The 12177-nt window shown below is 61.6% G+C and carries 9 protein-coding genes; 2 read left to right on the top strand and 7 right to left on the bottom strand.

Features of this window, described 5'->3' with window-relative positions; all coding sequences use genetic code 11:
* Window positions 1–318: 318 nt before the first annotated feature.
* Window positions 319–1419 carry a glycine-betaine demethylase subunit GbcB gene (gbcB, locus tag HX814_RS09790; protein WP_003216947.1) on the bottom strand — a complete coding sequence of 367 codons (1101 nt, stop codon included), beginning with the start codon at window positions 1417–1419 and terminating at the stop codon, window positions 319–321.
* 280 nt (window positions 1420–1699) lie between these two features.
* Here gbcB and gbcA point away from each other — a divergent pair, with 280 nt between their 5' ends.
* Complete coding sequence (gbcA, locus tag HX814_RS09785) at window positions 1700–2995, top strand: glycine-betaine demethylase subunit GbcA (RefSeq protein ID WP_003216945.1); 1296 nt, start codon at window positions 1700–1702, stop codon at window positions 2993–2995.
* 759 nt (window positions 2996–3754) lie between these two features.
* Here the strand turns inward: gbcA and HX814_RS09780 are convergent.
* From HX814_RS09780 to HX814_RS09755, 6 genes are all read right to left on the bottom strand, one after another.
* A complete protein-coding gene (locus tag HX814_RS09780) occupies window positions 3755–4525 on the bottom strand; it encodes an electron transfer flavoprotein subunit beta (protein ID WP_177009121.1) in 771 nt (256 codons plus the stop codon).
* A gap of 10 nt (window positions 4526–4535) precedes the next feature.
* Window positions 4536–5756, bottom strand: coding sequence for an electron transfer flavoprotein subunit alpha/FixB family protein (locus HX814_RS09775; RefSeq protein WP_008430652.1), 1221 nt, complete (start codon window positions 5754–5756; stop codon window positions 4536–4538).
* Window positions 5756–7696, bottom strand: a complete 1941-nt coding sequence (dgcB, locus tag HX814_RS09770) for a dimethylglycine demethylation protein DgcB (protein WP_177009120.1) — start codon at window positions 7694–7696, stop codon at window positions 5756–5758. Before dgcB ends, HX814_RS09775 begins: the two co-directional genes overlap by 1 nt.
* A 158-nt stretch (window positions 7697–7854) precedes the next feature.
* Entirely contained in the window at window positions 7855–9915 is a 2061-nt protein-coding gene (gene dgcA / locus HX814_RS09765; RefSeq protein WP_087694764.1) for a dimethylglycine demethylation protein DgcA, read from the bottom strand.
* 15 nt (window positions 9916–9930) lie between these two features.
* Complete coding sequence (locus HX814_RS09760) at window positions 9931–10461, bottom strand: DUF5943 domain-containing protein (protein ID WP_008430647.1); 531 nt, start codon at window positions 10459–10461, stop codon at window positions 9931–9933.
* A gap of 76 nt (window positions 10462–10537) precedes the next feature.
* On the bottom strand, window positions 10538–11515 hold the full coding sequence (locus HX814_RS09755; protein ID WP_003216932.1) for a dipeptidase: 978 nt from the start codon (window positions 11513–11515) through the stop codon (window positions 10538–10540).
* A 219-nt stretch (window positions 11516–11734) separates the two neighbouring features.
* On the opposite strand from HX814_RS09755, the gene HX814_RS09750 reads away from it, so the two are divergent.
* The gene (locus HX814_RS09750) at window positions 11735–12136 is read left to right on the top strand and encodes a lysozyme inhibitor LprI family protein (RefSeq protein ID WP_003216930.1); all 402 of its coding nucleotides are present in this window, start codon (window positions 11735–11737) and stop codon (window positions 12134–12136) included.
* Window positions 12137–12177: the final 41 nt, after the last annotated feature.

Genomic DNA, 12177 nt, shown 5'->3' with positions numbered 1-12177 from the left:
CCCACGCTCTGCGTGGGAACGCAGCCCGTGACGCTCCGCGTCACACAGCGGGACGCGGAGCGTCCAAGGAGGCATTCCCACGCGGAGCGTGGGAACGATCGATTCCTGTGAAGCGGGGTTGTGTGGACTTGGCCGAGCTGGCGGTATTCCAACGTCCGTAACTATGCAGGACCGGACGGCCTGATCGAGATTCAGCGCTGGGCCTGATCGTTCCCAAGCTCTGCGTGGGAATGCAGCCCGTGACGCTCCGCGTCACACAGCGGGACGGGACGCGGAGCGTCCAAGGAGGCATTCCCACGCGGAGCGTGGGAACGATCATTAGAACTCGATGCGCACATCACCCTTCGGCACGCTGCAGCACGACAGGATGTAACCCTCGGCTTCGTCTTCCTCGGTGATCCCGCCGTTGTGGTCCATCTCGACCTCCCCGCCCAGCTTCAGCACCTTGCACGTCCCACAGATCCCCATGCCGCAAGCTTTCGGAATCAGCAGGCCAAGCTTGGCCGCCGCTGCGTGCACGGTCTCGCCCGGTGCCACGCGGATGCTCTTGCCAGAGGCAATGAATTCCACCTGATGCAGGTCCGCCAGGTCGATCTCCGGTGCATCCGCCGCTTGTTCGGCTTGTTCCACCGCGTCGGCCCGGGCTTCCGGTGGCGTCGCGCCGAAGGATTCTTCGTGATAACGCGCCATGTCGAAGCCGGCGGCTTCCAGCAGGCGCTTTACCGCGTTCATGTAAGGCGTCGGGCCGCAACAGAAGACTTCCCGCTCCAGGAAGTCCGGCACCATCAGTTCGAGCATCTTGTGGTTGAGGTAACCGCGATAACCGGCCCAGGGTTCACCCAGGCCGTGTTTCTCGCAAATCAGGTGCAGGCTGAAGTTATCAATCCGCGACGCCATATGCTCCAGCTCGCGGTGGTAAATGATGTCCTTTGGCGAGCGGGCGCTGTGGATAAACGTCATGTCGACGTTGGCGTTGGTGTCGTAGAACCAGCGCGCCATGGACATCACCGGGGTAATACCGACACCACCACTGAGGTACAGCACTTTCGGGCTCGGGAAGTCGATGGCATTGAACAGCCCCACCGGCCCGTGCACCGCCAGCTCCTGGCCTTCGTGCAGCGTGTCATGCAACCAGTTGGACACCTTGCCGCCCGGCACGCGCTTGATGGTCACCGAAAAGCTGTAAGGCACCGACGGCGAACTGGAAATAGTGTACGAACGCATGATCGGCTGGCCGTCGATTTCCAGCTCCAGGGTGACGAACTGCCCGGGCTTGAAAAAGAACAGGATCGGCTGGTCGGCCATAAAGCAGAAGGTGCGCACGTCCCAGGTTTCCTGGATGACTTTGACGCAACGGACGATGTGCCGACCATTGGCCCAGGTCTGGGTTGTTACCGGGTTCAGGAAGCTGTTGGACATGCTGTTCTCCATAGCCGTGTGATCGGCCTTATGGTGGCGATTCTGCGTAACGCGCGAATCACCCATTTACCTATCTGCGACATTCACATACTTATCGCGACCAGCCCCCATACCACGGGGGTTGCGCGTCGGGAACAGAGTGGGCCATGTCGTTCATGGATAAGGTTCTGGCCGTTGTGGGGCCCACACTCGCTCCCAACAAAGACGCTTTCTTTACGCCTTGCTGCAAAACCTAGCCACTATTCGCCGGCCACACAGAATGGCCATGAGGACACACACGATGGACGTCACCGCAACCTTAAGCTTGGGCGATCCGCTGGAACCCGCACGCAAGGCCACTGCGCAAATGCTGCAAGAACGCGAGCGGACCTTTTCGCTGCCACAGCCGTTTTACTCTGATGAACGGCTGTTCGATATCGACATGCAGGAAATTTTCCAGAAAGAGTGGTTGATCGCCGGCATGACCTGCGAGATCCCCGCCAAGGGCAACTACATCACCCTGCAAGTGGGCAAGAACCCGATCATCGTGATCCGTGGCGCCGACGGCGTGGTGCACGCGTTCCATAACGTGTGTCGCCACCGCGGTTCGCGCCTGTGCACCAGCGACAAGGGCAAGGTCGCCAAGCTGGTGTGCCATTACCACCAGTGGACCTATGAACTGGACGGCCGCCTGCTGTTCGCCGGTACCGAAATGGGCGCCGACTTCGACATGAAGCAATACGGCCTCAAGCCGGTGAATGTGAAGACCGCCGGTGGCTACATCTTTATCAGCCTGTCGGAGAACCCGCCGGCCATCGACGACTTCCTGTCGACCTTGAGCCACTACATGGAACCCTACGACATGGAGAACACCAAGGTGGCGATCCAGACCACCTTGTTTGAAAAAGCCAACTGGAAGCTGGTGCTGGAAAACAACCGCGAGTGCTACCACTGCAACGCGTCGCACCCGGAACTGTTGAAAACCCTGCTGGAATGGGACGACGTTACCGACCCGCGGGCCGACCAGGCCTTCAAGGACCACGTGGCCGCCTCCGCCGCCGCCTGGGATGCCGAAAAGATCCCTTACGCCCACGCCAGCTTCGGCCTGCGTAACCGCATCGTGCGCATGCCGCTGCTCAAGGGCACCGTGTCGATGACCCTCGACGGCAAGCAAGGCTGCAACAAGCTGATGGGCCGCATCAAGAACCCGGACCTGGGCTCGATGCGCATCCTGCACCTGCCTCACTCGTGGAACCACTGCATGGGCGACCACATCATCGTGTTCACCGTGTGGCCGATCAGTGCCCAGGAAACCATGGTCACCACCAAGTGGATCGTGCACAAGGACGCCGTGGAGGGTGTGGACTACGACGTCGAGCGCATGCGCAAAGTGTGGGACGCCACCAATGACCAGGACCGTCGCTTGGCCGAAGAGAACCAGCGCGGCATCAACTCCACCGCGTATCAGCCAGGTCCGTACTCCAAGACCTATGAGTTTGGCGTGGTGAACTTTGTGGACTGGTACAGCGAGCGGATGCTGAGCAACCTGGGGGCGGCGCCAGCGCCGTATCTGAAAGGCGTCGCGGTCCACGAGTAAGCCATACAGTGACAGGGACCTGAACTGTACAAAAAACAGCCAGGTCTCTGACAGCCCCCTGCTTTCCTGCCTTCCAGCCATTGCCCAACAACTTATCCACAAAGCCACCCACAGCAATTGTGGGCAACTGCGCTTTCCCGTCGAAATAAAACCAATAAAATCCGTGACTTATTCAAAGGTACCGGTTTTATCCCACATTGATCATTTTTTGACCTAAAGCCTGAAAGCCACGTCCTGCATGGGCTACAGAGGAACGCAAACACCTTATCCACAGAAGCGCCAACAGACTTTGGGGGCAACTTTGGGCCATCTGTGGAAAACCGGCTTAAACCGAGGAAAATCGCGGCTTTGAAAGCAAAAACCAGCCGGAATAGCGATATTGGTTACATTTTAATCAACGCACTGTAAGCCACGCGTTATATGGCCTACAGCGGATAGCGAACATCTTATCCACAGAAGCACCAACAGACTTTGGGGGCAAGTCTGCGCCGGGTATTTTCCTTATCCACAGAAAAACCCAAGGAAAAACCGTCAGTTAGGTTGGTTATTTTTCGTACAGCGAGCTGGAGGGCTTGATTTGCATGGGGTGTGGACAGCCGCGAACAGGTTATCCACAGGTGGGTTAACAGGGATTGTGGGTAAAGCCACAATCGCCGCAAAACAGTGTGGGAGCGGGCTTGCTCGCGAAAGCGGCGGATCAGTCGGTACATGAGTTACCTGACACACCGCCTTCGCGAGCAAGCCCGCTCCCACAGTGGATCAGCGCACTACACCTTCTTCTATAAGCAATTTAAGAATGGCTTCAGCGCCCGCTTCCGGGCTCACGCCTTTGAGCACCTGCCCACCGCCGCCGCTGGCCTTGGCCGTTGCAGCCTTCATCCGGTCGGCACCGCTTTTGGCCTTGATCACCTTGAGGCGCTTGGGCCGAGGCTTGGCCGGCTGCAATACAGCGCCTGTGAATAACTCATCCTCCAACACCTCGACGTCATGGGCCGTCAGCTCACCGCGTTGCGCCGGGCCGTAGGCGCTTTGCCGTGGCTTGGGCGCCGCGTTATCCACCGTGGCCATAAACGGCAGGCGCACCTTCAGCCGCCGCCGTTGGCCGCGAGGCAAGGCCTGCAGCACATGGGCCACACCGCCTTCGATGGATTCCACCTGGGCCAGGCCGATAATCAACGGCCAACCCAGTTGCTCGGCCAGCAGGAACGGCAACATCCCCGAGCCTTCGCCGGTTTCCGCCTGGCTGCCGGTGAGCACCACTTGGGCGCCCGCGTCCCGCAGATAGTCGCCGAGCACCGGCAAGGCGTCTGCCCCGGCCGGTTGTTCAAGCACGTGCAACTGCGGCAAGCCCATGCCCAGGTAAGCGCGCAGGGTGGGTTCGCCGATGTCGCCGGCGTGCAGCACTTGCAGGTTATCCCCAGCCAGTTGCAGGCCCAGTTCCACAGCGCGCGCGTCTTGCTCCGCCCGGCGTGGGCGGCCTGAAGTCGGGTGGGCACCGATGGACACCAGGCTGATTACATTCGTCGTCATGGCCATTTCCTTAAGCTGCATCGCGCTTGGCACCGTGGCGGTAGGCCTCGACCGCAACGATCAAGGCTTGCAGTATCGCGGCGCTTTCGCCGATCACCGACAGGTCGGCACGCTTGATCATGTCGCAGCCTGGGTCGAGGTTGATCGCCACCACCTTGTCGCAGGCACCAATGCCTTGAAGGTGCTGGATCGCCCCGGAAATCCCCACCGCCACGTAAACCCGCGCGGTGACCCAGGTACCGCTGGCGCCGACCTGGCGATCGCGCGCCATGAAGCCGTCGTCCACCGCCACCCGCGAAGCACCTTCGGTGGCGCCCAACGCGGCAGCAGTCTGGTGGAACAGCGCCCAGTCCTTGACCCCGTTGCCACCGGAGAAAATAAATTCGGCTTCGGCCATGGGAATCGCCGCCGGGTCCACGGCCACCGCACCCAAATCTTCGATACGCGCAAGGCTGCGGGCCAGGCTTGTGGATAACTCCACCGGCAGCACTTCGTGACGGGTTTCGCTGACGGGATCGGCGCACTCCGCCGCAGCCAGGATCATCCGTGGCAGTGGCCGGGCAAGATCCTCCTGACCCGCGCCTGCACGGCCAATACATTCCTGGCCCTTGATCTGCCAGACCCGCGTGGCCGGGCGCTCCTTGAGGCTGGCGGCAAAGCGCCGCCCCAATTCACCACCGCCGCTGCGGCTGTCCGGCAGCAACCAGTGGCGCGGGTTGAACTGGTTATCCACAGCCCGCAGCCCGTGAACCCGTTGCTCCGGTGAATAACCGTCGAATTCATGCCCGTCCAACACCAGCAGCCGATCCACACCGGCGGTGGCGAAGGCGTTTTCCTTGTGTTCGCCGAACACCACGGCCAATACCGCACCGTCGTCGCCGGCCAGTTGCCGGGCCAGGCCCAGCAAGTCGCGGTCGTGGCTGCTCAGGCGGCCGCCGACCATGTCCGGCACCACGTTGATGTAGAAAGCGGGCGCCGGTACCTGATGCAGCGGCAACTGCACTTCCACCGCTGCCGTACGCTTGGCCGCGCCGCCCTGCTGGGCGCCGCTGCGGTCAATACGCTTGATGCCGTTGGGGCCGATAAAACCGACACCGTGCACGTTCTTGCGGATGACCCCATTGGGCCCCATCCAGCTGTGTTGCACCGGCTGCATCGCCGCGTGCAGCGGGTGCAGGCGGTTACGGGCGATCCATTCGGCCCGTGGGTCGCGGCGGATAATGTCGCTCATCAATGCACCTCCGCAGGTTCGCGTTTCGGCGCCTTGGCCGGTGCCGCGTCTTCAAGCAACGCGTCAGCTACCAGTTCGGCAATGTCCTTGATCAAGGGACGCGGTTCGACCACGCCTTCCAGCATCGCCGTGCACTGTGGACAACCCACGGCCACCAGTTCGGCGCCGGTCTCGCGGATGTCTTCCATGCGCATGTCGGGAATCCGCTGCTTGCCGGGAATATCGGTGATCGGCGCCCCGCCACCGCCACCGCAGCAGCGCGAGCGGAAACCGGAGCGCTGCATTTCCTTGACCTCGATCCCCAGCGCCCGCAGCACTTGGCGCGGTGCCTCGTACTCACCGTTGTAGCGGCCCAGGTAGCACGGGTCGTGATAGGTCACGCTGTTGCCTTTGTGCTGGCCCAGGTTCAGGGCGCCGGCGTCGATCAGTTCGGCCATGTAGGTGCTGTGGTGCTGCACCAGGTAGTTGCCATCGAAGGCGCCGTATTCGTTTTTCAGCACGTGGAAACTGTGGGGGTCGCAGGTGACGATGCGCTTGAAGCTGTACTTGGCCAGGGTCTGGATATTGCGTGCGGCCAGCAGCTGGAAAGTCGCTTCATCGCCCAGGCGCCGGGCCACGTCGCCGCTGTCGCGCTCCTCAAGGCCCAGTACGGCGAAGTCGACCTTGGCGGCTTTCAGCACTTTGACGAACGAGCGCAGGGTGCGCTGGTTGCGCATGTCGAAGGCACCGTCGCCGACCCAGAACAGCACGTCGACGGTTTTCCTGTCGCTGAGCAAGGGCAGGTTCAAATCCGCCGCCCAGTTCATCCGCCCGCCCGGTGCGAAACCGCCCGGGTTGTCGGTGGCGATCAGGTTTTCCAGGACTTCGGCGCCCTTGTTCGGGGTCGCGCCTTTTTCCAGGGTGAGGTGGCGGCGCATGTCGACGATGGCGTCCACGTGCTCGATCATCATCGGGCACTCTTCCACGCAGGCGCGGCAAGTGGTGCAGGACCACAGGGTCTCGGCGTCCACCAGGCCATTGACGATTGGCTGGTGCGGGTTGCCGCTGTGTTCGCCGATGGCTTTGCCCGGATACGGGCTGCCGGCGAACTTGGCGTCGGTGCCACCGGCCAGGCCGACGACCATGTCCTGGATAAGTTTTTTCGGGTTCAGTGGCTGGCCGGCAGCGAACGCCGGGCACGCGGCTTCGCACTTGCCGCACTGCACGCAGGCGTCGAAGCCGAGCAGTTGGTTCCAGGTGAAATCCACCGGTTTTTCCACGCCCAGGGGCGCGCTTTTATCCGCGAGGTCCAGGGGTTTCAAACCGGTGGAACGGCCGCCGCCGAAGCGTTCGGCGCGGCGGTGCCAGGCCAGGTGCAGGGCACCGGCGAAGGCGTGTTTCATCGGGCCGCCCCAGGTCATGCCGAAGAACATTTCCGACACGCCCCACAACACGCCCAGGCTCAGCAGCGCGGCGAGCAGCCAGCCGCCGAAGTCCGCCGGCAGAATCCCGGCCACCGGCAAGGTCAACAGGAAGAAGCTCACCGAGAACGCCATCAGGCTTTTCGGCAGGCGCATCCACGGGCCTTTCGACAGGCGTGCAGGCGGGTTGCGACGGCGCAGGTAGACGAAGGTGGCGCCGACAAACATCAGCACCGAAGCCAACAGCAAGGCGTAGCCGAGGATGCGGTTATGCAGGCCGAAACCGTGCACCAGGATCGCCAGCAGCGCCGAGAGCACAAAGCCCAGGGCGGTGGCGACGTGGGTGTTGGCGATGTATTTGTCGCGGGCGACCACATGGTGCAGGTCGACCATGTAGCGCTTGGGCATGGCCAACAGGCCGCCGAGCAAGTCGACCTTGGAGGCCCGGCCGCGGCGCCACATGTTCACCCGGCGCAGCGCGCCGAGGACGGCAAGGCCCAGGGCGGCGAAGAGCAGGATGGGAAGAAGGGTGTTCAACATGGTGAAGCTCCCGAAGACCACACAGGTCTACTGTGAAACTGGCCCGAAATGTGGGAGCGGGCTTGCTCGCGAAGGCAGCGTGTCAGTCGATGCATCCAGTGGCTGACACACCGCTTTCGCGAGCAAGCCCGCTCCCACATTTGACCGAGTACACCTCGTCAGAAATCCTTGCACAGGCGCAGGGCGTCATAGATGGCCGCGTGGGTATTACGCTGGGCCACGCAGTCACCAATGCGGAACAGCAAGTACCCCTCGCCCGGCTCGCTCAGGCACGGCTGCGGCTTGATCGCGAACAGGGCCTCGATGTCCATCTGGCCCTTGTTGCGCGAGCCTGCCTTGAGCCCGTAGTAGAGCTCTTCGTCCGGACGCACGCCGTTCTCGACCACCACCTGGTCCACCACCCGCTCTTCCCTGGCCCCGGTGTATTCGTTCTCCAGCACCGCCACCAGCTTGTCGCCTTCGCGGTAGACCTTTTCCAGCATCATGTCGCCGGTCATGATCACTTCCTTGGGGTACATGCTGCGGTAGTACGTCGGGAACGACGTACCGCCCACGGCCACGCCCGGCTTGATGTCGTCGGTGACGATCTCGACCTGGCTGCCCTTGTCCGCGAGGAAGTCGGCCACCGACATGCCGGTGAACTCGCAGATGGTGTCGTACACCAGCACGTTCTTGCCAGGTAGAACCTTGCCGTCGAGCACGTCCCAGCTGCTGACCACCAGGCCTTCAGCCGCGCCCCAGTGTTCGTTCTGCTCCAGGAACGGATGACCGCCCACCGCCAGCACCACCACGTCCGGGCGCAGGTCGAGGATGGTCGCCGCGTCCGCCGCCACGCCCAGGCGCAGGTCGACGTTCAGGCGCGCCAGTTCCAACTGGAACCAGCGGGTGATCCCGGCAATCTGGTCACGCTGCGGGGCTTTCGATGCAGTGGTGATTTGCCCGCCGATAAATTCTTTCTTCTCGAACAGCGTCACGTCGTGGCCACGTTCGGCAGCCACCCGCGCCGCTTCCATCCCGGCCGGGCCGGCACCCACCACCACGACTTTGCGTTTTGGCCCGGTGGATTTCTCGATGATGTGCGGCACGCCCATGTATTCACGGGAAGTGGCGGCGTTCTGGATGCACAGCACGTCCAGGCCCTGGTACTGGCGGTCGATGCAGTAGTTGGCGCCGACGCACTGTTTGATCTGGTCGATCTGGCCCATCTTGATCTTGGCGATCAGGTGCGGGTCGGCGATGTGGGCGCGGGTCATGCCGACCATGTCCACGTAGCCGCCTTCCAGGATGCGCGTGGCCTGGTTCGGGTCCTTGATGTTCTGCGCGTGCAGCACCGGGGCCTTGACCACTTCCTTGATGCCGGCCGCCAGGTGCAGGAACGGCTCCGGTGGATAACTCATGTTCGGGATAACGTTGGCCAGGGTATTGTGGGTGTCGCACCCCGAGCCGACCACGCCGATGAAGTCGAGCATGCCGGTGTCGTCGTAGTACTTGGCGATCTGTTTCATGTCCTCGTGGGACAAGCCGTCCGGATGGAATTCGTCGCCGCACAAACGGATGCCGACGCAGAAATCCGGGCCGACTTCCTTGCGTACCGCCTTCAACACCTCAAGGCCGAAACGCATGCGGTTTTCGAAGCTGCCGCCCCATTCGTCAGTACGTTTGTTGACCCGAGGGCTCCAGAACTGGTCGATCATGTGCTGGTGCACCGCCGACAGTTCCACACCGTCCAGGCCACCGGCCTTGGCCCGTGCCGCAGCGGTAGCGTAGTTGCCGATCACCCGCCAGATTTCTTCAGGCTCGATGGTCTTGCAGGTGGCGCGGTGCACCGGCTCGCGGATGCCCGAGGGCGACAGCAGCGTGGGCCAATGCTCGCCGTCCCAGCGCGAGCGACGGCCCATGTGGGTAATCTGGATCATGATCTTGGCGCCATGCTTGTGCATGGCATCGGCCAGGTTCTGGAAGTGCGGGATGATCCGGTCATCCGCCAGGTTCACCGACTTCCACCAGCCTTGCGGGCTGTCGATGGCGACACTGGAAGAACCGCCGCAGATCGCCAGGCCGATCCCGCCCTTGGCTTTCTCTTCGTAGTACTTCACATAGCGGTCGGTGGTCATGCCGCCGTCGGTGGCATACACCTCGGCGTGGGCGGTACTGAGCACGCGGTTGCGGATGGTCAGTTTGCCGATCTGGATCGGCGCAAACATTGCTTCGAAAGCCATGGCAGGGTCCTCGACTTACAACGGCTTGACGGTGAACAGGCCGTCGTCGTGGCCCTCTTCGGAGCCGCCGTATACCTGTTCCGCAACGGTGCGGATCTTGCTGCCGCGGGCTTCGAGAATCTGGTCCATCGCGCCGGCAAACCAGCCGGTGAACATGTAGTCGACCTTGCGCCCGACCTTGCCGTACACGTAGACGAATGCCGAGTGCTCGAGCTTGACGCTGGCGGTGCCTTTATCGAGGTCGATGTCCTGGATCTTGAACAGGCCCCAGCCGCGCTGCGACAGGCGCTTCATGTAGTGCTCGAACACTGCGACGCCTTCCAGGCCATGGCATTCAGCTTCTTTTTCACACCAGTGCCAGGCGGATTTGTAGCCGGCCTTGTAGAGGATTTCGGCGTAGGCCTCGCTGCCCAGGACTTCTTCGATCCCCATGTGATTATTGACGAAGAAATGGCGCGGCACGTACAGCATCGGCAGGGCGTCGGAGGTCCAGACACCGGTTTCGCTGTCGACTTCGATAGGCAATTGAGGGGCGATCTTGGCCATGGAAACTTAACTCCGGAAAATGCTTTGGTAAGCCCCCGACGCATAAGGTTGGGGGAAAAGAGGCGTGAGTGGTGGCTTATTCGCCCCAGACGTCCTTCAGGACGTTGACCCAGTTTTCGCCCATGATCTTGCGCACCACGCGCTCGGGATGGCCGCGCTTGAGCAGGGTCTCGGTGAGGTTCGGGAACTCGCCCACGGTGCGGATGCCCAGCGGGTTGATGATCTTGCCGAAGCTGGTCAGGCGGCGGGCGTAGCCCTTGTCGTGGGTCAGCATTTCGAAGAAATCCTGGCCATGGCCCTGGGTGAAGTCGGTGCCGATGCCGATGGCGTCTTCGCCCACGATGTTCATGGTGTATTCGATGGCTTCGGCGTAGTCGTCGATGGTCGAGTCGATGCCCTTGGCCAGGAACGGCGCGAACATGGTCACGCCGACAAAGCCACCGTGGTCGGCGATGAACTTCAGCTCTTCATCGGACTTGTTGCGCGGGTGCTCTTTGAGGCCTGAAGGCAGGCAGTGGGAGTAGCACACCGGCTTTTTCGATTCGAGGATGACTTCTTCGGAGGTCTTGGAGCCCACGTGTGACAGGTCGCACATGATGCCGACGCGGTTCATCTCGGCGACGACCTCGCGACCGAAGCCCGACAGGCCGCCATCGCGCTCATAGCAGCCGGTGCCCACCAGGTTCTGGGTGTTGTAGCACATCTGCACCACGCCAACCCCGAGCTGCTTGAAGATCTCGACGTAGCCGAGCTGGTCTTCAAACGCGTGGGCGTTCTGGAAGCCGAAGATGATGCCGGTCTTGCCCTGTTCCTTGGCGCGACGGATATCGGCGGTGGTTTTCACCGGGATCACCAGGTCGCTGTTTTCGCGAATCAGGGTCTGGCTGGCCACGATGTTGTTAATGGTGGCCTGGAACCCTTCCCATACCGACACGGTGCAGTTGGCAGCGGTGAGGCCACCCTTGCGCATGTCTTCGAACAGGTCGCGGTTCCACTTGGCAATGATCAGCCCGTCGATAACGATGCTGTCGGCGTGCAATTCGGCTGGGCTCATCAGGCGTCCCCTTATTGGCGATTCATGCGCCGAATCGTCTGCCGGCGCTTTGGGGCCAGCATATGCCCCGGGGCAGAAGGAGCCGGGTGCAAAAACGACAAGGGAATTGCCGAAAGCGTCAATCCGCGACAAAGGCCAACATGACATCTCTGACGGGTGTCTGTTCTTTGTCTTACGCTTGAGCCAGAATTTGCTCATCAACTGATATGAGACGGCGCAATGAAATCGATTTTCCTGGCTTTGGCACTCATCGCAACCGGCGTACACGCCGCTGAAGACACCGACAGCACGCCCTGCGATGGCATCGAGAACGACAAGCAAACCCTGGAATGCGCCACCTACAACAAAACCACCGCCGAACAACTGCTCAAGGATAACTACCAGGGCTTGCTGGAACGCATGGGTTCGACCTATGGCAGCAACAAGACGCAGCTGGCGGACATTACCGCTCGTCTGAAGGATGCCCAGCAGAAGTGGGAAAAGTTACGTGATGCGGATTGCGCCGTAGATACCTTTCCGGCAGTGGCGGGAAGCAAGGCATATGCGATCCAGCAGAATGATTGTCTGGCGCGGATGAGTGATGAACGGTCGGAGTTTTTGGAGTCGATTGGGCAGGAATAAGCGACAATCCCCTCCACTCTTTACTCAGAACCAAGGCTATT

Origin of the sequence: Pseudomonas sp. C8002, from assembly GCF_013385765.1 — a bacterium.
Lineage (GTDB): Bacteria > Pseudomonadota > Gammaproteobacteria > Pseudomonadales > Pseudomonadaceae > Aquipseudomonas.
Note: the sequence above shows the minus strand (reverse complement) of the source record. Positions and strands in the feature narration are given on the sequence as shown.

Excerpts from the sequence above, each read along its gene's own strand:
- gbcB (WP_003216947.1), bottom strand. The coding sequence starts at position 1,419 with ATGTCCAACAGCTTCCTGAACCCGGTAACAACCCAGACCTGGGCCAAT.
- gbcA (WP_003216945.1), top strand. The coding sequence starts at position 1,700 with ATGGACGTCACCGCAACCTTAAGCTTGGGCGATCCGCTGGAACCCGCA.
- HX814_RS09780 (WP_177009121.1), bottom strand. The coding sequence starts at position 4,525 with ATGACGACGAATGTAATCAGCCTGGTGTCCATCGGTGCCCACCCGACT.
- HX814_RS09775 (WP_008430652.1), bottom strand. The coding sequence starts at position 5,756 with ATGAGCGACATTATCCGCCGCGACCCACGGGCCGAATGGATCGCCCGT.
- dgcB (WP_177009120.1), bottom strand. The coding sequence starts at position 7,696 with ATGTTGAACACCCTTCTTCCCATCCTGCTCTTCGCCGCCCTGGGCCTT.
- dgcA (WP_087694764.1), bottom strand. The coding sequence starts at position 9,915 with ATGGCTTTCGAAGCAATGTTTGCGCCGATCCAGATCGGCAAACTGACC.
- HX814_RS09760 (WP_008430647.1), bottom strand. The coding sequence starts at position 10,461 with ATGGCCAAGATCGCCCCTCAATTGCCTATCGAAGTCGACAGCGAAACC.
- HX814_RS09755 (WP_003216932.1), bottom strand. The coding sequence starts at position 11,515 with ATGAGCCCAGCCGAATTGCACGCCGACAGCATCGTTATCGACGGGCTG.
- HX814_RS09750 (WP_003216930.1), top strand. The coding sequence starts at position 11,735 with ATGAAATCGATTTTCCTGGCTTTGGCACTCATCGCAACCGGCGTACAC.